Source organism: uncultured Allobosea sp., assembly GCF_945956895.1.
Taxonomy (GTDB): domain Bacteria; phylum Pseudomonadota; class Alphaproteobacteria; order Rhizobiales; family Beijerinckiaceae; genus Allobosea.
Genome location: NZ_CAMFJF010000011.1, coordinates 70434 through 97411 on the forward strand (window position 1 = coordinate 70434; position 26978 = coordinate 97411).

30 protein-coding genes are annotated in these 26978 nt (G+C 66.1%); 15 read left to right on the top strand and 15 right to left on the bottom strand.

Features of this window, described 5'->3' with window-relative positions:
* The first annotated feature begins 33 nt into the window (after positions 1 to 33).
* On the top strand, positions 34 to 582 hold the full coding sequence (locus tag Q0Q02_RS09270) for a MarR family winged helix-turn-helix transcriptional regulator (RefSeq protein ID WP_293808709.1): 549 nt from the start codon (positions 34 to 36) through the stop codon (positions 580 to 582).
* A gap of 879 nt (positions 583 to 1461) precedes the next feature.
* Here Q0Q02_RS09270 and Q0Q02_RS09275 read toward each other — a convergent pair.
* Positions 1462 to 2838 carry a PleD family two-component system response regulator gene (locus Q0Q02_RS09275; protein ID WP_293808710.1) on the bottom strand — a complete coding sequence of 459 codons (1377 nt, stop codon included), beginning with the start codon at positions 2836 to 2838 and terminating at the stop codon, positions 1462 to 1464.
* Positions 2839 to 2856: 18 nt separating this feature from the next.
* The gene (locus tag Q0Q02_RS09280) at positions 2857 to 3225 is read right to left on the bottom strand and encodes a response regulator (RefSeq protein ID WP_047574547.1); all 369 of its coding nucleotides are present in this window, start codon (positions 3223 to 3225) and stop codon (positions 2857 to 2859) included.
* Between the two features lie 135 nt (positions 3226 to 3360).
* Between Q0Q02_RS09280 and Q0Q02_RS09285 the strand changes: the two genes are divergently transcribed.
* Together Q0Q02_RS09285 and Q0Q02_RS09290 are read left to right on the top strand one after the other, a co-directional pair.
* Entirely contained in the window at positions 3361 to 3651 is a 291-nt protein-coding gene (locus Q0Q02_RS09285) for a DUF3572 domain-containing protein (RefSeq protein WP_293808712.1), read from the top strand.
* Entirely contained in the window at positions 3648 to 4997 is a 1350-nt protein-coding gene (locus Q0Q02_RS09290; protein ID WP_293808714.1) for a DNA polymerase IV, read from the top strand. Before Q0Q02_RS09285 ends, Q0Q02_RS09290 begins: the two co-directional genes overlap by 4 nt.
* On the opposite strand, the gene Q0Q02_RS09295 is transcribed toward Q0Q02_RS09290, so the two are convergent.
* Positions 4954 to 5799, bottom strand: coding sequence for a cell envelope integrity EipB family protein (locus Q0Q02_RS09295; protein ID WP_293808715.1), 846 nt, complete (start codon positions 5797 to 5799; stop codon positions 4954 to 4956). The genes Q0Q02_RS09290 and Q0Q02_RS09295 overlap by 44 nt on opposite strands.
* 356 nt (positions 5800 to 6155) lie before the next feature.
* On the opposite strand from Q0Q02_RS09295, the gene Q0Q02_RS09300 reads away from it, so the two are divergent.
* The 7 genes from Q0Q02_RS09300 (at position 6156) to Q0Q02_RS09330 (ending at position 11647) form a co-directional block, all read left to right on the top strand.
* Positions 6156 to 6629: a RidA family protein gene (locus Q0Q02_RS09300; protein WP_293808717.1), complete on the top strand. Its 474-nt coding sequence runs from the start codon at positions 6156 to 6158 to the stop codon at positions 6627 to 6629.
* Positions 6629 to 7408: a glycerophosphodiester phosphodiesterase family protein gene (locus Q0Q02_RS09305; protein WP_293808719.1), complete on the top strand. Its 780-nt coding sequence runs from the start codon at positions 6629 to 6631 to the stop codon at positions 7406 to 7408. Before Q0Q02_RS09300 ends, Q0Q02_RS09305 begins: the two co-directional genes overlap by 1 nt.
* Entirely contained in the window at positions 7405 to 8631 is a 1227-nt protein-coding gene (locus tag Q0Q02_RS09310; RefSeq protein ID WP_293808721.1) for a GNAT family N-acetyltransferase, read from the top strand. The genes Q0Q02_RS09305 and Q0Q02_RS09310 overlap by 4 nt, the downstream gene beginning before the upstream one ends.
* A gap of 148 nt (positions 8632 to 8779) precedes the next feature.
* A complete protein-coding gene (locus Q0Q02_RS09315) occupies positions 8780 to 9520 on the top strand; it encodes a hypothetical protein (protein WP_293808722.1) in 741 nt (246 codons plus the stop codon).
* A gap of 246 nt (positions 9521 to 9766) precedes the next feature.
* Entirely contained in the window at positions 9767 to 10195 is a 429-nt protein-coding gene (locus tag Q0Q02_RS09320; protein WP_293808724.1) for an HIT family protein, read from the top strand.
* Between the two features lie 62 nt (positions 10196 to 10257).
* Positions 10258 to 10725 (top strand): carboxymuconolactone decarboxylase family protein, encoded by a 468-nt coding sequence (locus Q0Q02_RS09325; protein ID WP_293808726.1) that lies wholly within the window; start codon positions 10258 to 10260, stop codon positions 10723 to 10725.
* A 37-nt stretch (positions 10726 to 10762) separates the two neighbouring features.
* The gene (locus tag Q0Q02_RS09330; protein ID WP_367275026.1) at positions 10763 to 11647 is read left to right on the top strand and encodes a sigma-70 family RNA polymerase sigma factor; all 885 of its coding nucleotides are present in this window, start codon (positions 10763 to 10765) and stop codon (positions 11645 to 11647) included.
* A gap of 92 nt (positions 11648 to 11739) precedes the next feature.
* Here the strand turns inward: Q0Q02_RS09330 and Q0Q02_RS09335 are convergent, their stop codons facing one another.
* The 5 genes from Q0Q02_RS09335 to clpS all read right to left on the bottom strand — a co-directional run bounded on the left by Q0Q02_RS09335 (position 11740) and on the right by clpS (position 16394).
* Entirely contained in the window at positions 11740 to 12099 is a 360-nt protein-coding gene (locus Q0Q02_RS09335; protein WP_293808730.1) for an AzlD domain-containing protein, read from the bottom strand.
* Entirely contained in the window at positions 12096 to 12818 is a 723-nt protein-coding gene (locus tag Q0Q02_RS09340) for an AzlC family ABC transporter permease (RefSeq protein WP_293808732.1), read from the bottom strand. Before Q0Q02_RS09340 ends, Q0Q02_RS09335 begins: the two co-directional genes overlap by 4 nt.
* A 356-nt stretch (positions 12819 to 13174) precedes the next feature.
* On the bottom strand, positions 13175 to 13471 hold the full coding sequence (locus tag Q0Q02_RS09345) for a hypothetical protein (RefSeq protein ID WP_293808733.1): 297 nt from the start codon (positions 13469 to 13471) through the stop codon (positions 13175 to 13177).
* 7 nt (positions 13472 to 13478) lie between these two features.
* Complete coding sequence (clpA, locus tag Q0Q02_RS09350) at positions 13479 to 16004, bottom strand: ATP-dependent Clp protease ATP-binding subunit ClpA (RefSeq protein ID WP_293808735.1); 2526 nt, start codon at positions 16002 to 16004, stop codon at positions 13479 to 13481.
* A 45-nt stretch (positions 16005 to 16049) separates the two neighbouring features.
* Positions 16050 to 16394: an ATP-dependent Clp protease adapter ClpS gene (gene clpS / locus Q0Q02_RS09355; protein WP_293808795.1), complete on the bottom strand. Its 345-nt coding sequence runs from the start codon at positions 16392 to 16394 to the stop codon at positions 16050 to 16052.
* Between the two features lie 270 nt (positions 16395 to 16664).
* On the opposite strand from clpS, the gene kdsA reads away from it, so the two are divergent.
* Both kdsA and Q0Q02_RS09365 read left to right on the top strand, forming a co-directional pair.
* On the top strand, positions 16665 to 17537 hold the full coding sequence (kdsA, locus tag Q0Q02_RS09360) for a 3-deoxy-8-phosphooctulonate synthase (RefSeq protein ID WP_293808736.1): 873 nt from the start codon (positions 16665 to 16667) through the stop codon (positions 17535 to 17537).
* On the top strand, positions 17530 to 18753 hold the full coding sequence (locus Q0Q02_RS09365) for an MFS transporter (RefSeq protein WP_293808738.1): 1224 nt from the start codon (positions 17530 to 17532) through the stop codon (positions 18751 to 18753). The genes kdsA and Q0Q02_RS09365 overlap by 8 nt, the downstream gene beginning before the upstream one ends.
* On the opposite strand, the gene queF is transcribed toward Q0Q02_RS09365, so the two are convergent.
* Positions 18738 to 19193: a preQ(1) synthase gene (gene queF, locus Q0Q02_RS09370; RefSeq protein ID WP_293808740.1), complete on the bottom strand. Its 456-nt coding sequence runs from the start codon at positions 19191 to 19193 to the stop codon at positions 18738 to 18740. The genes Q0Q02_RS09365 and queF overlap by 16 nt on opposite strands.
* Before the next feature lie 288 nt (positions 19194 to 19481).
* Between queF and Q0Q02_RS09375 the strand changes: the two genes are divergently transcribed.
* Positions 19482 to 19805, top strand: coding sequence for a hypothetical protein (locus Q0Q02_RS09375; protein ID WP_293808741.1), 324 nt, complete (start codon positions 19482 to 19484; stop codon positions 19803 to 19805).
* Positions 19806 to 20007: 202 nt separating this feature from the next.
* A complete protein-coding gene (gene eno / locus Q0Q02_RS09380; RefSeq protein ID WP_293808743.1) occupies positions 20008 to 21291 on the top strand; it encodes a phosphopyruvate hydratase in 1284 nt (427 codons plus the stop codon).
* Positions 21292 to 21314: 23 nt separating this feature from the next.
* On the opposite strand, the gene Q0Q02_RS09385 is transcribed toward eno, so the two are convergent.
* On the bottom strand, positions 21315 to 21995 hold the full coding sequence (locus Q0Q02_RS09385) for a hypothetical protein (protein WP_293808745.1): 681 nt from the start codon (positions 21993 to 21995) through the stop codon (positions 21315 to 21317).
* A 126-nt stretch (positions 21996 to 22121) separates the two neighbouring features.
* Between Q0Q02_RS09385 and Q0Q02_RS09390 the strand changes: the two genes are divergently transcribed.
* Complete coding sequence (locus tag Q0Q02_RS09390) at positions 22122 to 23111, top strand: DMT family transporter (RefSeq protein ID WP_293808747.1); 990 nt, start codon at positions 22122 to 22124, stop codon at positions 23109 to 23111.
* On the opposite strand, the gene Q0Q02_RS09395 is transcribed toward Q0Q02_RS09390, so the two are convergent.
* The 5 genes from Q0Q02_RS09395 to Q0Q02_RS09415 form a co-directional block, all read right to left on the bottom strand.
* Positions 23025 to 23810 (bottom strand): hypothetical protein, encoded by a 786-nt coding sequence (locus tag Q0Q02_RS09395; RefSeq protein ID WP_293808749.1) that lies wholly within the window; start codon positions 23808 to 23810, stop codon positions 23025 to 23027. The two genes, Q0Q02_RS09390 and Q0Q02_RS09395, sit on opposite strands and share 87 nt — an antisense overlap.
* Entirely contained in the window at positions 23807 to 24949 is a 1143-nt protein-coding gene (tgt, locus tag Q0Q02_RS09400) for a tRNA guanosine(34) transglycosylase Tgt (protein WP_293808796.1), read from the bottom strand. The genes Q0Q02_RS09395 and tgt overlap by 4 nt, the downstream gene beginning before the upstream one ends.
* 82 nt (positions 24950 to 25031) lie before the next feature.
* Entirely contained in the window at positions 25032 to 25790 is a 759-nt protein-coding gene (locus Q0Q02_RS09405) for a hypothetical protein (protein ID WP_293808751.1), read from the bottom strand.
* A gap of 81 nt (positions 25791 to 25871) precedes the next feature.
* On the bottom strand, positions 25872 to 26228 hold the full coding sequence (locus tag Q0Q02_RS09410) for an ArsC family reductase (protein WP_293808753.1): 357 nt from the start codon (positions 26226 to 26228) through the stop codon (positions 25872 to 25874).
* Positions 26229 to 26240: 12 nt separating this feature from the next.
* Complete coding sequence (locus Q0Q02_RS09415) at positions 26241 to 26948, bottom strand: glutathione S-transferase N-terminal domain-containing protein (protein WP_293808755.1); 708 nt, start codon at positions 26946 to 26948, stop codon at positions 26241 to 26243.
* Positions 26949 to 26978: the final 30 nt, after the last annotated feature.

The window sequence follows — 26978 nt, forward strand, 5'->3', positions numbered from 1 at the left end:
TATAAGTGTCAACCGCTTCCAGATGGACGAGACATGTCGACCGAGAACCGGCACCTGACCGTGGCGAAGCCCGATCTTCTGGATGGCGGAAGCGACATGCGCTTCCGCGACCTGCTCTATGATTTCTTCGCCTTCGGCAGCCGGCTGGAGGAGGCGCGCGCGCGCTTCGCCGGCTATATCGGCCTGACGCCGCCGCAATATCTGATCCTGATCGCGATTGGCCGCGGAACGCCCGAACGCGAGCTCGGCGTGGCGCAGGTGGCGGAGCGGCTCCATCTCAGCGGAGCCTTCGTCACGATCGAGGTGAACAAGCTGGTGAAGAGCGGGCTGGTCGAGAAGCGCCCTCACCCGAGCGATGGACGCCGGGTCAACCTCTCCGTCACGACGGCCGGTTTCGAGAAGCTGGAATGGCTGGCCTCCCTGCAGCGCCCGGTCAACGACGCCCTGTTTGCCTCTCTCGACCGCAACAGCTTCGAGGCATTGAGCGAGATCATGCGGCGCCTCGCCTCCGGGGCGGGGCAGGCCATCCATCTCGCCGATCATCTCGCCGCCAGCGAGCCCCTGCCGGGGGCTCGAACATAGGCCGGCTCAGCCGGAACCGGGCTAGCCTGAGACGCAAGCTTGTGCGCGCTCAGCCGCCGTAGAGCCCCCCCCGATGCAGGCAATAGAAATCGCCGGGCACGTACCGGAGGAGCAGCGGCGTCGCCCCCTGCCCACGCCATGGCACTGTTCCAGGAACGAGGCGCGCTCTCACGCGCGCTGGGCGGCAAGGCGGGAAACGCGGCATCGCCGATCGGCGAAGGCGACTTGCTTAGGAAAACGAGCCGGCGTTGCGTGGCCAGAGCTGAACAGCATCGCCAAGTATTCGCGCGCCACCTCAACCCGAAACCAAGAAACGCATGGTGGCCGGCCAGCGGCGGTTCTGAGGAGGCCAGAAATCCGTCACCGACCGGCCGAGCCCTTCGGTTTCCCAGGAGATGCGGCGGACCTGAGCTCCCGATGGGCATTTCCGAGCGATCTTTGCGATCGCTGCGTCGGCGAAACATGTACAATACAGCGCATCTGAATCAATCAAATCCGGTCGATCGGCGCCGTTCATCGATTGTTAACCCTACCCGATAAGCTTAAAATCCGCAGTGAAAAAACGGACACCGGAGCGCTTCATTTCACGACATCAGTGGCTTGCCGCGATGGCCTTGGAACTAGATGGAAGATGATCTGAAAACGTACCGCCGGACACCCGCAGCTTACGCTGGATCCCTTCGGTAATGAGATCGAAACAGGTGCGCAGCTTGCTGATTTTTCGGGGAACGCGCCTCATCCCGGGCGCGGCGAAGCGGAGATCCGGGATCCATCCCTGAACCTCGACCGGAGGCCCTCCGGCATGGCTTCCGGATCAAGCCGGGGATGGCGGCGTGGTTTTACGGAAAATCGGCACGCTTGAGCCGAACGGCGAGCCCTTTACGCCGCGCTGGCGACGATCACGCGGTTGCGGCCGGTCGCCTTGGCCCGGTAGAGCGCGTCATCCGCGCGCTTCATCATGTCAGCGGAGGAGGTATCGCCGGCGCGCCGGTTGGAGACGCCGACAGAGACCGTGACCTTGATGTCGCGGGTATTGTTCTGGATCGCGAAAGGCGAGCTCTCGACGCGCTCGCGGATGCGCTCGGCGACGCGATAGGCGGCATCGCGCCCGGTATCGGGCAGCACGACCACGATTTCCTCGCCGCCCATGCGCGCGACGAGATCGATGCCGCGCGTGCAGGCGCGGACGCGGTCGGCGAATTCGCGCAAGACCTCGTCGCCGGCATCATGCCCCCAGCTGTCATTGACCAACTTGAAATGGTCGATGTCGAGCACGAGCAGCGACAGCGAACGAGCCCTGAGCGCCGACTCGTCGAACATCACCGCCAGCCGGTTGTCCATGAAGCGACGGTTATGCAGCCCGGTGAGTTGGTCCATCACCGCCATTTCCATGGAGGACTGCACGCTGTCGCGCAGCCGCTCGGTGAAGCGCTTGCGGCGCACCTGGGTGCGCACGCGCGCCAGCAATTCGTTGCGGTCGATCGGGCGAAGCAGGAAGTCGTGCGCGCCGATCTCGAGGCCGCGCAGGATGCGTTCGCGATCCTCGGCCTCGCCCATCAGCAGTACGGATATGTTGCGCGTGCGCTCCAGCGAGCGCAGCTGGCTGCACAGGCGAAGACCGTCCTGGCCCTCGAGGCCGAGGCTGATCACGACGGCATCGAACTCGCCTTCGGCAGCTCGCATCACGGCCTGCTGCGCGTCGCTCTCGACCTCCACGGCATGGAATGCGGACAGCGCGCTCTCCAGCCTCTCGGCCGCGCTCGGGCGATCCTCGACCACGAGGACGCGACCGTTCAGGCCGGTCTCGGCTGCCGCCGTCGCGAGCGGATCGGCGATGCCCAGGCGGACGGAGGCAACGGCGCGGCTGCGCAATTCGTCGGTCATCGCCTTCAACCGGACGAGACTGCGCACGCGGGCGAAGAGCGCTGCGTCGTCGAGCGGCTTGGTCAGGAAATCGTCGGCGCCGGCATCGAGGCCCTGCAGGCGGTCGCGCGGCTGGTCGAGCGTGGTGACGATGATCACCGGGATATGCGCGGTCGCCGGCGCGCCCTTCAGCCGCCGGCAGACCTCGAAGCCGTTCATGCCCGGCATCATCACGTCGAGCAGGACGATATCGACCTCGCCGCGCTCGCACAAAGCGATCGCATCGCGCCCGTTCGTCGCTGTCACCACGCCGAAATACTCGGCCGAGAGCTTGGCTTCGAGCAGCTTCACATTGGCGGGTATGTCGTCGACGACGAGGACGCGGGCGGTCATGGCTGTGCTTTCGCCCTCTCAGGCGGCGCCGGCATAGGTGCGAACGGTCTCGAGGAACTTGGCGACCGAGATCGGCTTGGAGAGATAGGCTTCGCAGCCCCCTTCCCGGATCCGCTCCTCGTCGCCCTTCATCGCGAAAGCCGTGACCGCGACAACCGGGATCGCCTTGAGGTCGTCATCCTCCTTGATCCATTTGGTGACCTCCAGCCCGGAGACCTCCGGTAACTGGATATCCATCAGGATCAGTGCCGGATGATGCGTCCGCGCCAGCTCGATCGCCTCGATGCCATCCGACGTCTTCAGCGTCGCATAGCCATGGGCTTCGAGCAGATCGTTGAAGAGCTTCATGTTGAGCTCGTTGTCTTCGACGATCAGAACCGTCTTCATCGGGCCGCCCTTCATTCGCGCCGCGGGAAAGGCTCACGCCGATGGCGGGCTTTCCAAACTGGCGGCGTCGTTCGATGATTGCGTAACACGCGAGCAGTTGACGAAACGCAAACCGGATACGCGACTCAGGCCTTCATGATACGACGACCGACCATCGACGAGGCCGAAGCGCTCGCGCTCCAGGCCCTTGCCTTCCTGGCCTCCGAACCCGAGCGGATCGAGCCCTTCCTGAGCGCGACCGGCTTGAATCCGGCCAATCTGCGCCAGGCCGCCGGCGAGCCGGGCTTCCTTGCCGCCGTGCTCGACCATATCGGCAGCAGCGATTCGCTCCTGCTGGAGTTTGCCGGAAATTTAAGGCTGAATCCCGAAATCGTCGCCGATGCCAGGCGCATCCTCGCCGGGCCGGAGCCGGGCGACATCCCGTGAGCACGGGCGCGCCCTCGCCGCGCTGGCTCTGCCGCGACTGCCTGGCCGATCATGACGCAGGCGCTGCGTCAAAACGCTGCCCGGCCTGCGGCTCGCCGCGGCTGCTGAGCCATGCCGAGCGCGATTCGCTCAGTCTCGCCCATATCGACTGCGACGCCTTCTACGCCACGATCGAGAAGCGCGACGATCCGAGCCTTCAGGACAAGCCGGTGATCGTCGGCGGCGGCAAGCGCGGCGTGGTCTCGACCTGCTGCTACATCGCCCGCACCTATGGCGTGCGCTCGGCCATGCCGATGTTCAAGGCGCTGAAGGCCTGCCCCGAGGCGGTAGTGGTCAAGCCGAATATGGCGAAATACGTCACGGTCGGCCGGGAAATCCGCCAATTGATGCGCGAATTGACGCCGCTGGTCGAGCCGCTCTCGATCGACGAGGCCTTCCTCGACCTCTCCGGCACGGAACGATTGCACCATGCGAGCCCGGCGGTGACGCTCGCCCGCTTTGCCCGGCATGTCGAGGCCGAGCTCGGCATCACCATCTCGGTCGGGCTGTCCTACGCCAAGTTCCTCGCCAAGGTCGCCTCCGATCTCGACAAGCCGCGCGGCTTCTCGATCATCGGCAAGGCCGAGGCCGTGTCCTTCCTCGCAGGCAAACCGATCAGCCTCATCCCCGGCATGGGCCCGGCCGGCGTCGCGAAACTGGCGGAAGGCGGTTTCAAGCTGATCGGCGACCTGCGCGAGGCGCCGGTCGACAAGCTCTTCAAGCTCGCCGGCAAGGACGGACCGCGCCTGAAGAACCTCGCCAACGGCATCGACCCCCGCCAGGTCACGCCGGAACGCGAGACCAAGAGCGTCTCCAGCGAGACGACGCTCGATATCGACCTCGCCCGCTTCGAGGAACTGGAGCCGATCCTGTGGCGTCTCTGTGAGAAGACCTCAAAAAGGCTGAAGGCGCAGGAGCTTGCCGGCCGGACCATCACCCTGAAGCTGAAGACCGCCGACTTTCACATCATCACCCGCGCTGCCCGCCTGCCGGAGCCGACGCAGCTCGCCGCGCGCCTCTTCGCCGCCGGGCGCGATCTCCTGAAGCGCGAATGCAACGGCGCGCATTATCGATTGATCGGCATCGGCGCCAGCGACTTCAGCTCGCCGGAAGCCGCCGACCATGGCGATCTCGCCGATACCGCGACGCCGCGCCTGAAGGCGATGGAAGGCGCGCTCGACAAGTTGCGCGCCCGCTTCGGCGACGAGTCGATCGGCAAGGGCCTGAATCTCAGGTTTCCGCAACGCCGCTCGTCGGAGCCCGCTATTTCGCGCAAGATTCCTGAGGAAGAAGATCCAGACGCGTGAGCGTGCCGCGCAGCGCGAAGGTGCCGTAATCGAGCCTGATCGCGCCGGTGACACCGTTATCGTAGAGCTCGAAAGTGATGCTGTAGGCGGGCGTCGATTCGCCCGAGCCGGCCTTGAAATACGAGATCGTCACCGGCCAGCGCGCCATCTTCTCGAACTCGGGACGCTGCAGCGGCTTCTCCGAGGGCTCTGCCTCGATCCGCTTCCCGATGATCGAGAGCGTGTCATAGACTTCCTTGCCGGAATTCGCGCCGTCATAGAGCCGCACACTCAGAGTCTTCTGCCCGGCGCGCGCGGCCTGGATCACGGCCTTCATCTGCGCGTTCGGGAACAGGGCGTCGCTCGCCTCGCGATGGGTCTCGGTCTTGGGCTGGCGCAGCTTCACCTCATAGCCGCTGCCGCTCTTCTGCGCGGTACCGTCGACGGTGTCCGGCTTGGCGCCGCCGGTGGAGCTTTCGGTCTTGAAGCGGTAATTCGCGCCGTCCCCGGCCTCGAAGCTGGTGGTGCGGGCATCGATCAGGCGGGGGCCCGCTTCGGTGCCCAGTTGCGTCACCTGCCGGAAGGACAGCGCATAACCCTCGCAGGCATCGCCGGTGAATTCGAAGGCAATGCGGCCCTTGGCCGTCTCGATATTGCCGGATGGCTTTCCGTTGTCGAGCACGAGGTCATAGACCGCACGATGCGGCGCCAGGACCACCCGCTCCGCCGCAGCCTGCGCAAAGGCCGGCATCGCGGCCAGAACCAGCACTCCCGCCAAAACCCCGCTCGCCTGTGCCGCGAGCTTCGAGACTGTTTCGTTCATGCGCCGCTTGTCCGTTATGGCCTTCTGCGAAATCTAGGTGCATCGCGGCAATGGCGCAAACATGGCGAAATCGAAGAGCACAACGCTGACGACGCCTTGGCAATCGAGCCCTCGTCCTGAGGAGCCGTTCCGTCAGGAACGGCGTCTCGAAGGATGTTTCAGGAGGCTCCGGAACCCTCTGGAGCATCCTTCGAGACGCCGCTGCGCGGCTCCTCAGGATGAGGCCTGCGAGAGTTGCAGGCAACGCAGTGACCGCCCTGCCCGCGCAGCATGCCCCGATGCTTGCGGGCGGCCCGGCCATCGGCCATGAAAGGCGTGCCCGAAAGGCACCCTGCCTCGCTCGCGGAGCCAAGATCATGAACGTCGTCGACACTCGCCTCGCCGAACTCGGCATCATCCTGCCGAGCCCAGCAGCCCCCATCGCCAACTATGTGCCTTATGTGATTACCGGCAACCTGCTGGTCATCTCCGGCCAGATCTGCTTCGGGCTCGATGGCAAGCTCTCCGACAAGCACAAGGGCAAGCTCGGCGCCGAGATCTTCAATGAGGCCGGCCTGGAGGCCGCCCGCCTCTGTGCCATCAACGTGCTGGCGCAGGCCAAGGCCGCGCTCGGCGGCGATCTCGGCCGCATCGTGCGCTGCGTCCGCCTCGGCGGTTTCATCAACGCCGCCCCGCATTTCGCCGCGCTGCCGGCGATCATGAACGGCGCGTCGGACCTGATGGTCGAGGTGCTTGGCGACAAGGGCCGCCATGCCCGCTCGACCGTGGGCGTCGCCGAACTGCCGGCGGATGCCGCCGTCGAGGTCGAAGCGATGTTCGAGATCGCCTGATGGCTCAGGGAGTGCTCAAGGATGCCAGCCGGCCCGACCTGGGCTGGCTGGTGGCGAAGCCGATCGCCCATCGCGGCCTGCATGACCTTGCGGCCGGCGTGATCGAGAACAGCCCCTCGGCCGCGACCGCCGCGATCGCAGGTGGTTTCGGCATCGAATGCGACGTTCAGCTCACCGCCGATGGCGAGGCGGTCGTCTTCCATGATTTCGTGCTCGACCGCCTGACGGGCGAGACCGGTGCCGTGGTCGCCCGCAAGGCGGCTGAGCTCGGCGCGATCACGCTGAAGGGCTCGAATGACCGCATCCTCACGCTCTCGGCCTTCCTCGACCTGATCGGCGGGCGCGTCCCGCTTGTCATCGAGATCAAGAGTCGTTTCGACGGCGATCCGGCTCTCACCAGGCGGACCGTTGAGGTGGTCGCGGGCTACAAGGGTCACCCGATCGTGATCAAATCCTTCGATCCCGCGATCGTGACCGCTTTGCGCGAGCTGGCGCCGGAGATTCCGCGCGGCATCGTGGCGATGAACGCCTATGATTACGGCGATTACGACAGCCTCTCGGCCGACCGGAAGCATGCCCTCGCCAATCTCCTGCACTTCACCGAGAGCCGGCCCGACTTCATCTCCTGGAAGGTCGCGGATCTCGACAGTGCCGCGCCCTATCTCTGCCGCAACGCACTGGGCCTTCCGCTGATGAGCTGGACGGTGCGCACGCCGGAAGAGCGGCAGCGGGCAGTGACGATGGCCGACCAGATGGTCTTCGAGGGCTTTCGTCCTTGAGCGAAGCGGAGAACGGCGATCTCACCGTTCGTGTCGCGACCTCCCTCAAGGCCGTCCCCGCAGGCGCATGGAACGCCTGCGCCAACCCTCGTGCGCTGGCGGACGCCCTCTCGGCGCCCGCCGATCCCGCCCTCGACCGGGACAACCCCTTCGTCAGCCATGAATTCCTCATGGCGCTGGAGGACAGCCGCTGCACCGGCGGCCGCACCGGTTGGTCACCGGCCTATCTCCTCGTCGAGGACGATGCCGGCCAGCTCCTGGCGGCGGCGCCCAGTTTCCTGAAGAGCCACAGCCAGGGCGAATATGTCTTCGACCATAGCTGGGCCGATGCCTATGAGCGTGCCGGCGGACGCTATTACCCCAAGCTCCAGGTCGCCGCGCCCTTCACACCGGCAACCGGCCCGCGCCTGCTGGTCTCCGACACTCCGCGCGCAGATGAGGCCCGCGCCGCCCTGATCGGCGGACTGGAGGCACTGCGCGGACAGACGCAATCCTCCTCGGTCCATGTCACCTTTGCCCAGGAACCGGACACTACCGCCCTGAAACAGGCCGGCTATCTCGAGCGTAACGACCTGCAGTTTCATTGGCAGAACGAAGGTTTCGGCAGCTACGATGACTTCCTGGCGACGCTGGCCTCGCGCAAACGCAAGGCGTTGAAGCGTGAGCGGCGCGAGGCGCTCTCTGCCGGCATCGCCATCGATATCCTCTCGGGCAATGACCTTACCGAGGCGGTCTGGGACGATTTCTTCTCGTTCTACGAGGATACCGGTTCGCGCAAATGGGGCCGGCCCTATCTCAACCGGGCGTTCTTCTCAGCGGTCGGCGCCGCGATGGGTGAACGCATCGTGCTGGTGATGGCGAAGCGCGCCGGGCGCTATATCGCCGGCGCGATCAATTTCCGCGGCGCCAACACCCTTTACGGCCGCAACTGGGGCTGCATCGAGGATCACCCCTTCCTGCATTTCGAGGTCTGCTACCATCAGGCCATCGACTATGCGATCGCCCACAGCCTCGCCCGCGTCGAGGCCGGCGCGCAGGGCGAGCACAAGCTCGCGCGCGGCTACCGGCCGGTCATCACCCGCTCGCTGCACCATATCGCCGATCCCGGCCTGCGCCGCCCCGTCGCCGCCTATCTCGCGCAGGAGCGCGAGCAGATCGCGGCGGCGCGGGAAGCGCTCGCGGCCGAAAGCCCCTTCCGCAAGACGGACACCGCCGATGACTGACGAGGCCATCAAACTCGCGAGCCCTCATCCTGAGGAGCCGCGCAGCGGCGTCTCGAAGGATGCTCCAGATGGCTTCCGAGCCTCAGCGAACATCCTTCGAGACGCCGCTCCTGACGGAGCGGCTCCTCAGGATGAGGGCTCAGGGGAATTGCCCGCCTTCTGCGAGGATGGCGAGCTTGGCTATCGCCGCAGCCTCACCGACTTCACCACCCCGCTCACCCTCGACGAAAGCTACCGGTTGGCGCATCTGCCTCTGGTCGCGCCTGAGCATCCCGGTGTCATCGCCCGGCGCGAGGGCAAGTTCTACGAGATGGGCCGCCATCCGGCAGTCCACTCGCTGGTCCTCCCGGTAGAGGACCGCACTCTACGCGCCACCTCGGCCTTCCTCGTGCTGGAGGCCGAGCTGAAGGCCGCGCCCTTCGCCGGCAAGATCGCCTGGGACATCCTGCCGAAGCGGCAGGACCGCCTGCATGCGACGGTCTGCGGCTCGCTCAGCCTCGCCGAAGCCCCAATCATCACCGTGGAAACCCGCGAAGCCCTGCGCCAGATCGAACCCTTCACGGTTGAGCTGCGCGGCTTGTTCTCCGGCAATGTCAATCGCGGCCGGCTCTATCTCCCGGTCTATCCGGAGAAGCGCGCCGGCCGGAACATCTTGCAGGCGGTGCAAGCCGCCTTCGGCCGGGCTCCGGGCGATCTCTGGCTGATCGGCCTCTACAATCTCACCGACGACCTCGATGCGACCGAGACCGCGGCGCTGGCCGAGATCGTCGCGCGTTGGTGGAACAGGCCGCTGCTCGGCCTCACCGTGAGCGAGCTTCAGGTGATGGGCGCGAGCGACGATCTCGTGCTCGACGCCCATGTCGAGACCGTGTTGCCGCTCGGCGTCTGAGGCGGCTATCAAAAACACAGCCCTCATCCTGAGGAGCCGCGAAAGCGGCGTCTCGAAGGATGCTCCAGAGGTTCCGGAGCCACGACGACCATCCTTCGAGACGCCGCTCCTAACGGAGCGGCTCCTCAGGATGAGGGCTTTCCCTAAGGCAGTGATGAACGCGGCATCCGACCTCAGTGCGACCTTGACGCCCCGGCCGGGGCGCCGCAGCTTGCGCCTACCTTTTTCGATCCTGCCGGACCCGCCATGACCGCCTATGATCAATCCAATGTCTTCGCCAAGATCCTGCGCGGCGAACTGCCCTCCCACACCGTCTACGAGGATGGCGAGACGCTCGCGATCATGGACATCATGCCGCGCGCCGACGGCCATGTGCTGGTGATCCCCAAGACGGCCTGCCGCAATGTCTTCGATGCTCCCGCCGATGCGCTGAAGGCGGTGGCGCTGACGACGCAGAGGCTGTCGCGCGCCGTGAAGGCCGCCTTCTCGGCCGAGGGTGTCACCATCCAGCAGTTCAACGAGGCCGCCGGCGGCCAGGTCGTGTTCCATCTCCATGTCCATGTCATGCCGCGCTTCGAGGGCGTGGCGCTGCGCCCGCATACCGGCGCGATGGAGAAGAACGAGGTGCTCGCCAGCAATGCCGAGAAAATCCGCGAGGCCCTGAAAAAAATCTGACGGGCCATGTCACAACGCGGCGCGCTGCCTCGTCTTGTCATCATCAACCGATGGAGAAGACCGTGAACAAGCGCCTCAACCCCTATACCGCCGCCCCCGAAGCGGTGAAGCCGCTGCTTGCGCTCGAGGAATCGATCAAGAATTCCGGCCTCGAATACAGCCTGATCGAACTGGTGAAGATGCGTGCTTCGCAGATCAATGGCTGCGCCTTCTGCCTGCACATGCACTCCGCCGATGCCCGCAAGGCCGGTGAGAGCGAGGCGCGGCTGTATCTGCTCAATGCGTGGCACGAGTCCGCGCTCTACACTCCGCGCGAGCGCGCCGCCCTGGCCTGGACCGAGGCGCTGACGCTGCTACCGCAGACCCACGCGCCGGACGTCGATTATGAAGAAGCCATGCGCCATTTCAGTGAGGAGGAGATGGTGAAGCTCACCCTGCTGATCGGCACGATCAATACCTGGAACCGGATCGCGGTCGGGTTCCGCTCCCACCATCCCAACGACAGGGCGCCCAAAGCCGTAGCGGCCTGATACCCCTGCCGGCGCCTGCCGGAGCTGCATGACGGATATGTCGGGGACCGCGTTCGAGGCCAACCGGTCCTACCTGACCCGCCTCGCCTACCGCATGCTCGGCTCGCTCAGCGATGCCGAGGATGTGGTGCAGGACGCATGGCTGCGTTGGCATGACTCCGCGCCGGAGGCGATCGCGAACCCGCGCGCCTGGCTCGGGCGCGTGGTGACGCGGCTCTGCCTCGACCTGATGAAGTCGGCGCGGCGCAAGCGCGAGACCTATGTCGGCGGATGGCTGCCCGAGCCCCTGATCGAGACGATCGGCGCCGCTCCGAGCGCCGACGAAGCGATCGACGTGCCCTACGCGCTCCAGCTTGCGCTGGAACGGCTCTCCCCGCTGGAGCGCGCGGCCTTCCTGCTGCACGATGTCTTCGACCTGCCCTTCTCCGAGATCGCCGACACGCTCGGACGCAGCGAGGCCGCCTGCCGGCAGCTCGTCTCGCGGGCGCGCCGCCACGCCCGCGAGGAGGACGGCCCGCGCCACCCGCTCTCGCCCGACGACGCCCGGCGCTATGCGAAAGCCTTCTTCGAAGCCGCTCACAGCACCGATGCCACGATCCTGAAGAGCATGCTCGCCCATGATGCGATCCTGCGCGCCGATGGCGGCGGCAAGGTCAATTCGGTGCTCAATCCGATCCTTGGCAGCGACAAGATCGGCCGCTTCTTCGAAGGCATCGGTCGCCATGTCGAACGGGAGGCTCGTGCGACGACGCGCTATGAATTCGTGATGATCAACGGCCTGCCCGGTTATGTCAGCCTGGAGCGCGGCGAAACGGTCCAGGCGATGGCGCTCGATATCCGCGACGGGGCGGTGGCCGCGATCTACATCATCCGCAACCCCGACAAGCTCGGCCATGTCCGCCGGTTGCTGACGGACGCCTAGGCCGCGACGACCATTGCCAAGTCTTTCCTAGCTCGCCCCCTTGTCATTCCGGGGCTTCGTGCAGGCGCGAACCCGGAATGACAAGGAGGCGCCTAGCCCGCGAACAGCCAGACGCCGCCGATCAGGACTGCCTCGCCCGCCAGCACGGCGAGCATCATCCGGCGCTTGTCGAAAAGCATCACGGCGGCTGCTGCCGCCAGCGCCGCCACCCGCACCCACGCCGGAGCTGCGGCCAGAACACCAGGCGGCGAAACCATCAGCTTGGCGACGATTCCCGCGAGCAGCGCGGTCGCGACCGCCCTCACCCATTCGAGCAGCGGCGAATCGTTGGAGAGGCCGCGCGAGAAGCCGACCGCGAGCCAGCGCCAGATCTCCGTCGGCAGCACGGCGAAGAGCATCAGCGCGAGATAGGGCCAGAGCGGCCCGTCGAGCATGGCGATCGGCTGGGTCATGCCGGCCTCCGCTTCCGTCCGATAAGAAAGGCAGCGGTTCCTGCGACTAGGCCGGCAACGATCAGGTCGAAGCCCCCGCCGATGAAGCGTTCGCAGATCGGTGCCAGCGCAAGCCCGAGCAGGAGCGCCGCCACGTCGCCGCGATGGCGCAGGCCCGCCATCAGAGAGACCAGAAAGAACATCGGCGTGAGGCAGAGCAGCCCCGCAGCGAAGGGAACCGGTAGCGCGCCGAGCAGGTAATAGCCTGCGAAGGTGCCGATCGAGCTCACCACCATGCAGGTATTGGCGAAGCCGAGGAAATAGGCAACGCGCTGATGCGGGGCGATGCCGGGCAGGCGCCGCAAGCCCTCGCTCCAGGCAGTGACGGCGACGTAATGCGCCAGCAGGAGCTGCTGCCAGATGCTCTGGCCGGGCCGGCGCAGCAGCGGCAGGATCGCCATCGTCATCGGCAGGAAGCGCAGCGAGGCGAAGGCGATCGCGATCACGATCGCGCTCCAGGCGGCGCCGGCGGCGATCGAGGCGAAGAACAGCACCTGTGAGGGACCGGCCCAGACCAGGATCGTCGAGAGCACGGCGACATCGACGGGATAGCCGACGTCGCGGGCGAGCGAGCCAATGCCGATCAGGCCGAAGCCGACGATCCAGGCCGGCAGCATCAGCGCATCGCGCATGCCGGCCAGCGCGACGCGCTGCCAGCTCCAGTCGGCGGATACGCTCATGAGGTCATCGCTGCGGGATGGCTCGACTCAGGTAGCGGCTCGGAAGAGCGAGCCGATCCCTCTATCGTTCATGCACGCGACGCTTGCATAGGCGCCGGCAAGCCGGTCCGCCCTGCGGCTGATGCAGGGACTGTGCCACAACAACAGACCCGGAACAGCCGCCAGAGCACCCCACCTCTGGTGAATTTACGCGGAACCGCGCGAGTCATCCCGGGCTTGACCCGGGATCCATTCCGGAGCGCTTCTGGCCAAGGTTCAGGCATGGATCCCGGATCGGCGCCGCTTCGCGGCTTGTCCGGGATGACCCGCGTTTTCATGAGAACGCGACAGGCCCGCGATCCGGCCAGCGCCGCCGGTCAGCCCTTGCTGCCCTTCATCGCGATGGCGATGAGTTCGTTGGCGAAGTCGATCAGTTCTTTGGGGATGCCGCCGACAGCCTGCACGCCCAGATAGATCAGGTAGATAAAGGCCGGCACCAGGATCCAGCCCAGCACTTCCTCGAAGATCTTGCGGCGGCGACGCCGCCGGTCCCGCTTCTCGAACCAGCCGAGCTTTTCCTTCTTCGGCCGCGCCGGCGCTGCGGGCGCCGCCGGGGCCTCCTGAAGCACCTCGCCGCTATCGGCGGCGAGGCTTGCGGTCTTGCGCTTGAACAACACGTTCTCAGGCCTTCGTCAGCGGAACCTTCGGCACGGTGCGGACGCCCTTGGCCGAGGCCTTCGGCGCGCCACCTGTCCCATCGGGAGTTCCGCCACCTTTAGGCCCCCGCCGCGGCGGAGTCTTGCTCGTTTTTCCGGCAGTCGCAGCTTTCGCACGCGGCTTCGGCACCCGCTTGGCGGTTGCCGCCTCGACATCCTTCTCCGGCTTGGGCTTGGCCGGCCCGTCCGGAAATTCGAGGCCGAGCACCTTGATGCCGGTCTCGGACTGGACGACGACGACCTTGACCGCCCCACCGTTCTTGAGGCGCCCGAACAGCACCTCGTCGGCGAGCGGGGTCTTGATCGTCTGCTGGATCAGGCGGGCCATCGGGCGTGCGCCCATCGCCTCGTCATAGCCGTTATCGACCAGCCACTCGCGCGCCTCGTCCGAAAGCTCGATCGTAACGTTGCGGTCGGCGAGTTGCGCCTCGAGCTGGAGCACGAACTTGTCGACGACGCGGGCGACCACCGTCTTCGGCAGGTGGCCGAAGGAGATGACCGAGTCGAGCCGGTTGCGGAATTCCGGCGCGAACAGCTTGTTGATCGCCTCGGTGTCGTCGCCCTCGCGCTTGGTCCGGGTGAAACCATAGGCGTTGCGGGCCATGTCGGCGGCGCCGGCATTGGTCGTCATGATCAGGATGACGTTCCTGAAATCGACCTGCTTGCCGTTATTGTCGGTCAGCTTGCCGTGGTCCATCACCTGCAGGAGGATGTTGAACAGGTCGGGATGGGCCTTCTCGATCTCGTCGAGCAGCAGCACGCTGTGCGGATGCTGGTCGATCTGGTCGGTCAGCAGCCCGCCCTGGTCGAAGCCGACATAGCCCGGAGGCGCGCCGATCAACCGCGAGACGGTGTGGCGCTCCATATATTCCGACATGTCGAAGCGGATCAGCTCGACGCCGAGCGAGGAGGCGAGCTGGCGCGCGACCTCGGTCTTGCCGACGCCGGTCGGGCCGGCGAAGAGATAGCAGCCGATCGGCTTCTCGCCGTCGCGCAGGCCGGCGCGGGCAAGCTTGATCGAGGAGGACAGGGCCTCGATCGCCTTCTCCTGGCCATAGACCGTGCGCTTCAGCGTCGTCTCGAGATTGCGCAGCACCTCGGCATCGTCCTTGGAGACGGTCTTGGCCGGGATGCGCGCCATGGTCGCGATCGCCGCCTCGATCTCCTTGACGCCGATCGTCTTCTTGCGCTTCGACTCGACCACCAGCATCTGCGAGGCGCCGGTCTCGTCGATGACGTCGATCGCCTTGTCCGGCAGCTTGCGGTCATGGATGTAGCGGGCCGAGAGCTCCACCGCCGCCTTGATGGCGTCGTTGGTGTAGCGCAGCTTGTGGAACTCCTCGAAATAGGGCTTCAGCCCCTTCAGGATCTCGATCGTGTCCGGCACCGACGGCTCGTTGACGTCGATCTTCTGGAAGCGGCGCACCAGCGCCCGGTCCTTCTCGAAATACTGGCGGTATTCCTTGTAGGTGGTCGAGCCGATGCAGCGCAGCGAGCCCGAGGCCAGCGCCGGCTTGAGCAGGTTGGAGGCATCCATCGCACCGCCCGAGGTCGCACCGGCGCCGATCACCGTGTGGATCTCGTCGATGAACATGATCGCCTTCGGGTGCTGCTCGATCTCCTTCATCACCTGCTTGAGGCGCTCTTCGAAATCGCCGCGATAGCGCGTGCCGGCGAGCAGCGTGCCCATGTCGAGCGAGAAGACGGTCGCGTCCTCCAGCACCTCGGGCACCTCGCCGCGCGTGATCTTGAGGGCGAGGCCCTCCGCGATCGCGGTCTTGCCGACGCCGGGGTCGCCGACCAGCAGCGGGTTGTTCTTCTGGCGGCGGCACAGGATCTGGATCGTGCGCTGCACCTCGGCCTCGCGGCCGATCAGCGGATCGATGCGTCCGTCCCTCGCCTTGCGGTTGAGGTTGACGCAGTAAGCGTCGAGCGCGCTTTCCTTTTTCTTCTTGTCCTTGTCTTCGCTCTGGCCCTGCTCGGAGCGCTGCTCGCGCTGCGGCTCGCCCTCCTCCTCGGCGCCGCGGACAGGCCGGCTCTCGCTCGCGCCGGGGCGCTTGGCGATGCCGTGGCTGATATAGTTGACCGCGTCGTAGCGCGTCATGTCCTGCTCCTGCAGGAAGTACGCGGCGTGACTCTCGCGCTCGGCGAACATCGCGACGAGCACGTTGGCGCCGGTCACCTCCTCGCGGCCCGAGGACTGAACGTGGATCACCGCACGCTGGATGACGCGCTGGAAGCCGGCGGTCGGCTTCGAATCGTCACGCCCGTCGGTGACCAGATTGGTCAATTCCGCGTCGATATAATCGACGAGATTGCGCCTGAGCAGGTCGAGATCGACGCTGCAGGCGCGCATCACCGCGGCCGCGTCCTGGTCGTCGACCAGCGCGAGCAGGAGGTGTTCGAGGGTGGCGTATTCGTGACGGCGCTCATTGGCCAGAGCCAGAGCCCGGTGAAGCGCCTGTTCGAGACTGCGCGAGAAACTCGGCAAGGGGCGCGCTCCTATCTGTTTCAGGTACGTGTAATCAACCGAAGGCTACTTCTTCTCCATCACGCATTGCAGCGGATGCATGTGCTTGCGCGCCAGATCCATGACGAGCGTAACCTTGGTCTCGGCGACTTCGTAGGTAAAGACGCCGCATTCGCCGACGCCGTTCTGATGCACATGCATCATGATCTGCGTGGCTTCGGCGCGGTCTTTGTTGAAGAACCGCTCCAGAACGTGAACGACGAACTCCATTGGCGTGTAGTCGTCGTTGAGCAGCAGGACACGATAGAGATTGGGCTTGCGCGTGCGGGTCCGCGTGAGGACGGCGGTGCCGCTGCCCTCGCGCCCGCCGCCGTCGCTCGGCGGCTGCGTGCGCTTGGGGCGGTCGGCCATGACCAGCCCGTCGCTGGCGCGCACCAGCCGCCCGGCCTGCATTGCTCTGCCTTGGCCTGACTGCATCATTCCCGTCCGCGCCGTATCCACATCCGATCCCGCATCGACAACCGAGATAGTGCTTCGCTCGCGAATTTACAGACCTCGCTCCCGCTTCGCCAGCCCGTTCGCAGCGAGCATGGCCGATCCGCTCTCCGCAGGGCAGTCCTGACTTGACCCGGCAAGGTTACCGGACATAAGCCCGGCGGCCCGCTGGACAAGGACGCCGCCATGACTCCCAACGCCATCGTGACCATCGGCGAGGATCTCGCCCGCCCCGTGCGCTTCGGGAATGCGCTACCGCTCGCCCTGATCGCGGGTCCCTGCCAGATGGAAAGCCGCAACCATGCGCTCGAGTGCGCGCTGGCGCTCAAGGAGATCGCGGCGGAACTCGATATCGGCCTCGTCTTCAAGGCCTCATTCGACAAGGCCAACCGCACCAGCGTCAAGGGCGCCCGCGGCATGGGGATGAAGGCCGGCCTGCCCGTCTATGCTGAAATCCGCGAGCGCACCGGCCTGCCGGTCCTGACCGACGTGCACGAGGTCGACCAATGCGCGCCAGTGGCCGAGGTCGTCGACATCCTCCAGATCCCGGCCTTCCTCTGCCGTCAGACCGACCTGCTCGTCGCCGCTGCGAAGACCGGCCGCGTCGTCAACGTCAAGAAGGGCCAGTTCCTCGCGCCCTGGGACATGGTCAATGTCGCCGCCAAGGTGACCGAGAGCGGCAACCCGAACGTGATGCTCACCGAGCGCGGTGCCTCCTTCGGCTACAATACGCTGGTCTCCGACATGCGCGCCTTGCCGACGATGGCCGAGATCGGCGCGCCCGTGATCTTCGACGCCACCCATTCGGTGCAGCAGCCCGGCGGCAAGGGCGCCTCGACCGGCGGCCAGCGTGAATTCGTGCCGGTCCTGTCGCGTGCGGCGGTCGCCGTCGGCGTCGCCGGCCTGTTCATCGAGACCCATCCCGACCCGGACAAGGCACCGTCGGACGGCCCCAACATGGTCCCGCTCGGCGAGTTCAAGGGCCTGATCGCCGAATTGCAGCGCTTCGACCGCCTCGCCAAGTCGCGGACCGCCCCGACGGCGGTCGCCTATGTCTGAACCTGCGTCGCTGAAGGAACCATCGGCGACATCGCTCAGAACGCTCGTTCTCGTCCTCGGGGCCTGCGGTTTTGCCTCGACCTTCACCATGCGGCTCATCGATCCGCTGGTTCCGACGCTCGCAGTTCATTTCGGACGGTCGATCGCGCAGGTCGCGGTGATGGCGACGGCGTTCTCCTTCTCATACGCCTTCGGGCAGCCGATCCTCGGCCCCATCGCCGACGCGGTCGGCAAGATCCGCACGATCGGCACCTGCCTCGCCCTTCTGACCCTGCTGTCGATCGCCTGCTCTTTCGCGCCGAATTTCGAGGCATTGCTCGCGCTGCGTGCTGCAAGCGGCATCGTCGCCGGCGGAATCATCCCGATCGCGATGGCGGCGATCGGCGATCGCGCGACCATGGCGCAGCGCCAGATCACGCTCGGCCGCTTCACCGTCATCATGATCTTCGGCCAGATGGCTGGCGCCGCCTGTTCCGGCGTGATCGCCGAATATGTCGGCTGGCGGGGCGTCTTCCTGATGGCAGGCGGCATTGCCGCGCTCGCCTTCCTGATGCTGACCCTGACGATGCGCCCCCGCGCCAACGCGGTGCGCCGCCGTCCGACCCTGGGGGGAGCGATCGCAAGTTACGCGGCCGTCTTCTCGAACCCGCGCTCAAAGCTCCTTTATGCCCTCGTGATCACCGAGGGCAGCCTGATTTTCGGCATGCCTCCCTTCGTCGCCGCAATCCTGCAGGAACGGGCCGGCGTCGGCCCGTCGCTCGCCGGGCTGGTCATCGCGGGAACGGGCATCGGCGGGCTGATCTACGGTCTCTCGACCCGTATCCTGGTCGATCGGATCGGTCCCGCCCGCATGCCGGTCGTCGGCGGCGTCTTGATGGCGGTCGGCTATGGGCTGTTTGCGCTGCCGTTCCTGCCGTGGTGGAGCGCCGTGCCGTTCTTCGTTGTCAACGGCTTCGGCTTCTTCCTGATGCACGGCACGTTCCAGGCACAGGCCACCGAGTTGGCGCCCGGCGCTCGCGGCTCAGCAGTCTCGCTGTTCGCCTGCTCGCTTTTCGCCGGCCATGCGCTCGGCCCCGTGCTGATGGGCACCGCGCTCGCCCTGCTCGGCACGACCGGCGCCATCACCCTCTTCGCCGTCGGGATCGGATTGCTCGGCTTTGCCGCGCCGCGCATCCTGCCGATGCTCGGCGCGGCTGAATCTCACCGCCCGCGATAAGGCGCGACGCCCTGGTCCGGCAGCCAGAGGCCCTTCGGCGGCTCGCCCGTCTGCCAGAACACGTCGATCGGGATGCCGCCGCGCGGATACCAGTAGCCGCCGATGCGGAACCATTCCGGCTCCAGCAGATCGACCAGCGTCTTGCCGATCGAAACGGTGCAATCCTCGTGGAAGGCGCCGTGATTGCGGAACGAGCCGAGATAGAGCTTCAACGACTTCGACTCCACCAGCCATTGCCCCGGCAGATAATCGATCACAAGGATGCCGAAATCGGGCTGGCCGGTAACCGGGCAGATCGAGGTGAATTCCGGGCAGGTGAAACGGGCGAGATAGTTCGTGCCGGCATGCGGATTGGGCACGCGGTCGAGCCGCGCCTCCTCCGGAGAGGCGGGCAAGGCGCTGCTTTGGCCGAGTTGCAAGGTCGAGGCGTCGATGGTCATGGGATGCTCCTGCATTTGCGGGCGTTCTAGAGCATCTCTGCCCGATCTGGGAACTATCGGAAGCGTCACCGTCATTTCCACCACGGCCTGCAAGCAAGGTCGACGGCCAGCGACCTGAAGCGAAGCAAAATCTCCCCGCAAGAAATTCATATCAGAATAGATCAAATTTTATGAGAATAGAACCGGTGATTTTCTTAAATATCTCGTGAGTTTCCACACGCTTGTTTGCGTACTCGATCGGTACGGTCTAGATCGAATTCACGAAATCAGAAGCCTAGATTCAACTATATGATCATTGCCGGCATATTATTTCTGGTAGGCTTGCTGATCGGCCTGTCCCACGGCTATCCGGCGATCATCCTGACAAGCGCCGCGGTCACGCTCACCGTCTTTCCGTTATGGATCGTCCGTGGCGAGTTCGGCTTGTTCGCCGTCCTGGTCTGGATTGGCTATCTCTTCGCGCTGCAGGCCGGCTTCCTGCTCGGCAGCTATCTCGGCCTGCCCGATGAGACGACGAACCTACCAGAACCAGACCGGCCGCCCGGCGAACAGGCAAAGCCCCGTCCACCAGAGCACAGTGAGACCGGACCAGAACAGGACAGAGGTGAGTGAAGGCCGGCGGCGGTTGGGCATGGTCTGGAACATGATCGTTTCCCGATGGGACGAAGCGTCGAAACTGCGGGACAATCCGCAAGCCGCGCGCCATCGAACCGCCATCGCACCATCTCTCGCCTGCGGATTGAGGCTTTCCCCGCGGCAGGCTCTTGGCTAGAAGCGCCCTATCCTTCCCGCCCCGCCTCTCCCGGAGCCTGCCATGACCGCGATCATCGACATCATCGGACGCCAGATTCTCGATTCCCGCGGCAATCCGACGGTCGAGGTCGATGTCGTGCTGGAAGACGGCTCGATGGGCCGCGCCGCCGTTCCGTCGGGCGCCTCGACCGGCGCGCATGAGGCCGTCGAGCTGCGCGACGGCGATAAGTCGCGCTATCTCGGCAAGGGCGTTCTCAAGGCGGTCGAGGCGGTCAACGTCGCCATCGCCGAGGCGATCGTCGCCATGGACGCCGAGGACCAGACCGCGATCGACCAGGTGATGATCGATCTCGACGGCACGCCCAACAAGTCGAAGCTCGGCGCCAACGCCATCCTCGGCGTCTCGCTCGCCGTCGCCAAGGCCGCGGCCGAGGCCTCCGGCCTGCCGCTCTACCGCTATGTCGGCGGCACCTCGGCCCGCGTCCTGCCGGTGCCGATGATGAACATCGTCAATGGCGGCGCCCATGCCGACAACCCGATCGACTTCCAGGAATTCATGGTCATGCCGGTCGGCGCGACCTCCTTCGCCGAAGGCCTGCGCATGGGCGCGGAGATCTTCCACACCTTGAAGAAGAAGCTGCACGACGCCGGCCACAACACCAATGTCGGTGACGAGGGCGGCTTCGCCCCGAACATCAAGTCGGCCGAGGCCGCGCTCGACTTCGTCATGCAGGCGATCGAGACCGCCGGCTACAAGCCGGGCCAGGATGTCGCGCTGGCGCTCGACTGCGCCGCGACCGAGTTCTTCAAGGACGGCGCTTATATCTACGAAGGCGAGCGCAAGACGCGCGATCCCAAGGCCCAGGCCAAGTATCTCGCCAAGCTCGTCGGCAACTACCCGATCGTCTCGATCGAGGACGGCATGGCCGAGGATGACTGGGAGGGCTGGAAGGCGCTGACCGATCTCGTCGGCTCGAAGTGCCAGCTCGTCGGCGACGACCTCTTCGTCACCAACGTGACCCGCCTGTCGCAGGGCATCAAGACGAAGACGGCGAACTCGATCCTGGTCAAGGTCAACCAGATCGGCTCGCTGACCGAGACGCTCGCCGCCGTCGAGATGGCGCAGCGCGCCGGCTACACCGCCGTGATGTCGCACCGCTCGGGCGAGACCGAGGATTCGACCATCGCCGACCTCGCCGTCGCCACCAATTGCGGGCAGATCAAGACCGGCTCGCTCGCCCGCTCGGACCGGACTGCGAAGTACAACCAGCTCCTGCGCATCGAGGAAGAGCTCGGCGCCCAGGCGATCTATGCCGGCCGCAACGCCCTGAAGGCGCTGGCCTGATCGAAAGCCTCAAGCTGCCGCGCTCACCAGCGCGGCAGCAGGCCGTTCGCCTGCGTCAGGGTCCAGGACCCGGCCGCCAGCATGCTTCCGGCCGCGCCGGACACCGCGTCGACCACCTTCATCGCCGGCGCGACGACGAACTGACTCAGGGATGAATCGGCGCCCGCGCTGCCCGCTATTTCCGCAGCCTGCATCGGCTCCACCGTGGTCATCGCCGCCGGGGGCAGGATCACGAGCGGAGCGGCGGCCGCCTGCCCCTTCTTCTCGGAAAGCACCGCCAGACGGCGCGGCGGCAGCGCAACGTTACTGGTCGCGACGGCTGCCTTCGCCTGCGCCCCGAGCCGCGGCGGCGTCCAGTCCCCCTGCTCCGGCCATGCCAGCGACATCGGCATAACCAGCGCTGCCGGCGTGAGCGTGCGCCCAGCCGCGAGTTCGTCGTCACCGACCGGCCCGGCTTCCGCGAGACGATCGGCGATCTTGCCATCGCGCAGCAAGGTCAGGGTCGGCGGTTTGGCGCGATCAGGCGCCGCATCGGACATGAGGGTAGGCACCATCACGAGCAGGGCCGTCGCCGTCGCGACGCCCAGCGAGAGCAGAAGATGGCTCCCCAACCGCGCCGCCATCGTGGCCGGCGCCGGAAAATCAGATTCTGTCGACATCTGCTTCGCTCCGTATCGCTGCGCCCCTTGCATGTTGCCGCGCAAGAAAGCCGTCGCGTCTGGGCGCCAGCAGGGCCGAAACGGGGCACAAATTGGATCTGCCGCCGCACGCGCGGGCGCCATGCGCGCCGGCCCGTAACCAGCCAGCCAGCCCGGCGCTAGAGAGGGGCAATGGACCAGATCACCCCCGCTGCGATGATCGAGACGGATGCGAGGGTGCGCCGTCGCAAGCGCCTCGCCGCGCTCGGCATGCTGCTGGCCGTGCTGATCTACGGCTCCAATTTCGTCATCAGCCGCCATGCCGTCCTGAACGGGCTGAGCCAGCATGACCTGATGGCGCTGCGCTTCGCCATCGCCGGCCTGCTGCTGCTGCCGGTCTTCCTGCGGCCCGGCCTGGCATCCTGCGGCGGCGTCGGCTGGAAGCGCGGCTTCTGGCTGACGCTGAGCAGCGGCTTCCCGATGACCTATCTGATGCTGACCGGCCTCACCATGGCGCCCGCCGCGCACGGCGCCACCATCGGACCGGGCACGGTCACGATGATCGGCATCATCGGCTCGGTCGTGATGTTCGGCGCCGCCCTGAACGGGCGGCTCATGATCGGCGTCGCCGGCGTGCTCGCCGGCCTGATCTGCCTCGGCATCGCCGGCAGCGCTGGCGCGAACGCCATGACGCTGCGCGGCGATCTCTGCTTCCTCGGCGTCGGCCTGCTCTGGGGCTTCTATCCCCTGATGATCCAGCTCTGGCAGGTCGATGGCCTGAAGGCGACGGCGATCGTCTCCGTCCTGTCGCTGGTCTACCTGCCGATCTATTTCCTGTTCTATTTCCGTGGCTTCGACGTCGCGCCCTGGTGGGTGCTGGCGCTGCACGGCTTCAATCAGGGCGTGCTCAACGTCATCGTCGGCCTCTGGGTCTGGGGCTGGGCCGCGCATGTGCTGGGGCCGTCCGTGGTCGGACGTTTTCCGCCTTTGATCCCGGTCACCGGTACGCTGCTGGCAATCCCGATCCTGAGCGAAATCCCGTCCTCGCTACAGCTCGCCGGCATCGTGCTGATCATCGGCGGCCTGTTCGTGGCCTCATGGCGTCGGCCGGCGCGCCAGCCCGAGCAGGATCAGGTTCCACAGAACCGCGATGGCGAGGCCGAGCCCCAGCGCCGTCCATGAGCCCCAGGGCACGGCGGCAAGGTGCACCGCCGCCAGCCCCAGCCCGGCCCCGAGCAGGCCCAGTGCGCTGCTGCCGATGACCGCGGCCGCCGCCGGCCCGCCGGCCCGCGTATGCAGGATGATGATAAGGCTCGACAGGATGATCGGCAGGCCGGCAAGGATGCCGGACCATTGCGGACCGACGCGCTCGCTAAGGCCGGTCACGATGCCGACCAGCGCCGCGACGCAGGCCGCGCGTATCGGGATGGCATAGCGCGAGATTCCGGCCGGAGGCTTGGCGCGCACCTTGAGATAGGGCCGCACGAGCCTATGCACGAGCGACAGCGCCAGGATGGTCAGCACGGTGAGGGGAACCACCGACAGCGCCATGCTGCGAAGCCCCAGCAGCAACACCGTCCAGATCGCCAGGGCTCCCCCGAGGGAGACGACCACGCCGTGGCGCTGGGCGAGCAGCACATAGCTCAGCACGAAGCTGGCATGGGTCGCATTGGCGTTCATCGTGCCGAGCGCAGCGCCCGCGATGAAGGCCGGGCCGTGATCGAGCGCCAGGAAGACGAGGACCGGACCGAGCGAGATCGGCAGGGTCGCGATCATCGCCGCCATCAATGGCCCGGCACGCTCGGCCAGCAGCGAGCAGCTCACGACCACCGAGGCCGCGAGCGCCATCTTGAGAGGCAGCAGGGCGAGGCCCATGCTCAAGCCGGCTCGCCCCTTTCCCAGCCTTCGCGGGTCTCCGCGATGAAGTCGTCGAGCCGACCGGCGGCGATGGCGGCGCGCAGGCCGGCCATCAGGTCCTGGTAATAGGCGAGATTGACCCAGGTCAGCAGCATCTTGCCGAGCATCTCCTCGGCCTTGACGAGATGGTGCAGATAGGCGCGCGACCAACTGTTGGCGGCCGGGCAGGAGGATTGTTCGTCGATTGGGCGGGAATCCTCGGCATGCTTGGCATTCTTCAGGTTCATCCGGCCGAAGCGGGTGAAGATCTGGCCGTGGCGGCCGGCCCGCGTCGGCATCACGCAATCGAACATGTCGATGCCGCGCGCCACCGATTTCACGATATCGTCGGGCGTGCCGACGCCCATCAGGTAGCGCGGCTTCTCCTGCGGCAGATGCGGCTCGACCGTCTCGATCATCGCCAGCATGACATCCTGCGGCTCGCCGACGGCCAGCCCGCCGACCGCATAGCCCTTGAGGTCCATGGCAGCGAGTTCGCGCGCGCTCTCGACGCGCAGATGCGGCACGTCCCCGCCCTGCACGATGCCGAACAGCGCCCGGCCCGGATGGTCGCCGAACGCGATCTTGCAGCGCTCGGCCCAGCGCAGCGACAGCCGCATCGCCTTCTCCGCCACCTTCTCCTCGCAAGGCAGCGCCACGCATTCGTCGAGCTGCATGACGATATCGGAGCCGAGCAGGTTCTGGATCTCGACCGAGCGCTCAGGCGTCAGGACATGCTTCGAGCCGTCGATATGGGAGCGGAAGGTCACGCCCTCCTCGGTCAGCTTCCGGAGCTGCGACAGCGACATCACCTGGAAACCGCCCGAGTCCGTCAGGATCGGGTGCGGCCAGTTCATGAATTTATGCAGGCCGCCGAGCCTGGCGACGCGCTCGGCGCCCGGCCGCAGCATCAGGTGATAGGTATTGCCGAGCACGACATCGGCGCCGAGCGCCCTCACCTGCTCGGGATACATGCCCTTGACGGTCGCGGCGGTGCCGACCGGCATGAAGGCCGGCGTGCGGATGACGCCGCGCGGCATGGTGATCGCGCCGGTACGCGCGGCGCCGTCGCGGGCCGCGACCTTGAAGATGAATTCGGGAGTGGCAGCGATTTCCGGCTGCATGGACTGGGGCTGGACGGTCATGGCCTGCGAGGTAGCGCAGTCGACCGCACTGCGAAAGAGCCTGCTGCGCAGAGCGCCCGCATCAGCCTTGCGCGCCGGACCGGTATGAGCGGCGCAAGGCGAGCACAAGAATCGCGACGGTCAACCAAAGCCGTATGGTCGCGAAAATCACGACATAGCTGAAGAACAGCGCGATCTTGATGCCTTGCGGTGCGTCGGCCTTGAACCACAAGCCGGTGATCACGGACCTGAACCAGCCTTGAACGGGGTGGAGCAGGATCGAAAGCACGGCCACCAGCAGGGCTCCCGGCACGAGCCAGGCGGCGCGCCGCAGAAGCTCCCGCATGGCCCGAAACAGGTTGGGTTTCTGTCCTTCGTCGACCTGGAGGACCATGAGCAGCACGATCGCCGCAACGATCGGGCTCCACAACCGCCCGATATGCGTTGCCTGATCGAATGCGATCCCGTCGAAGCCCATCATCAATTGCCCAGGCTCGGCGGTGAGGCCGGACAGTCCAGCGACGCATGTTGCTGCGATCAACAAGCCGAAGATCGGGACGAGGACGCTGCGCGTCATCACCAGTTGCTGGGCCAGGCCGCGTTCCGCCAGGCTCGTCTGCCCGTTCGTGATCGTGACCATCTTCCATGTGACGATCACGAAGGCGAGCAGCAGCGACACGTCGGCGATCACGATGGCCGGCACGGCGATCAGCCCGCCGCCGAACGCCAAAACCCGCATCAACGCGGCGAGAAGCAGCCAGGGTACCGCCCCGATCTGCCGAAACGGACCGTACGAGACGGATGGCAATACGCGAGATGGAAGCGAGCGAGGAGAGGCCATTCTCGCCAGGATAAGCGGGAACCCCCAATCAAAGGTTGACGGTTCCCGTAAACATCGCAACGTAACGTTAAGGTCGCCTCCTCAGCCCTTCGCCACCGCCGCCTCGTAGATCTCCGGCTTGAAGCCGACGATCGTCTTGCCTTGGCCCAGATCGAGCACCGGCCGCTTGATCATCGAGGGCTGCGCCAGCATCAGTGCGATCGCCTTCCCGGCGTCGAGTCCCTGCTTCTCGGTATCGGGGAGCGCGCGGAAGGTGGTGCCGGCGCGGTTCAGCACCGTCTCCCAGCCGTGCTCCTTGACCCAGCGTTCGAGCGAGGCCTTGTCGATCCCGCTCGCCTTGTAGTCATGGAAACCGACCGCGACGCCGTGGCCGTCGAGCCAGGTGCGCGCCTTCTTCATCGTGTCGCAATTCTTGATGCCGTAGATCGTGATAGCCACGTCGCGAACCTCTCAGGCCGGGCGCTTCGGGCTGTCGAGGCCGCGCTGGACCGCGGGGCGCGACAGGCAGCGCTCCAGCCAGATCGGCACGTTGGTCAGCTTCGAATAGTCGACGAGCTCGCCCGCGCCATAGAAGCCGACGAGATTTCGAACCCAGCCGAGGATCGCGATATCGGCGATGCTGTAGGCGTCGCCCATGATCCAGGTCCGGCTCGCCAGCCTGTCCTCCAGCACGCCGAGCAGGCGCTTGCTCTCGCTGGCATAGCGGTCGCGCGGGCGCTTGTCCTCGTATTCGCGGCCGGCGAATTTATGGAAGAAGCCGAGCTGGCCGAACATCGGGCCGATCGCCGCCATCTGGAAGAACACCCACTGGATGGTCTCGTAGCGGGCGGCGGGGTCCTTCGGCAGGAGCTTGCCGGTCTTCTCGGCGAGATAGAGCAGGATCGCGCCCGACTCCCACAGGCCCATCGGCTTTCCGTCGGGGCCGTTGGGATCGATGATCGCCGGGATCTTGCCGTTGGGATTCAGCGACAGGAATTCCGGCCCCCAGGTCTCGTTCTTGCCGATATCGATGAGATGCGGCTCGTAGGGAAGTTCCAGCTCTTCCAGCGCAATCGAGACCTTCACGCCGTTGGGCGTCGGCAGCGAATAGAGCTGGATGCGGTCGGGATGCACTGCCGGCCAGCGCTTGGTGATCGGGAATGCGGAGAGATCGGCCATGACAGGCTCCGTCTGAATCGGATGAGGCGT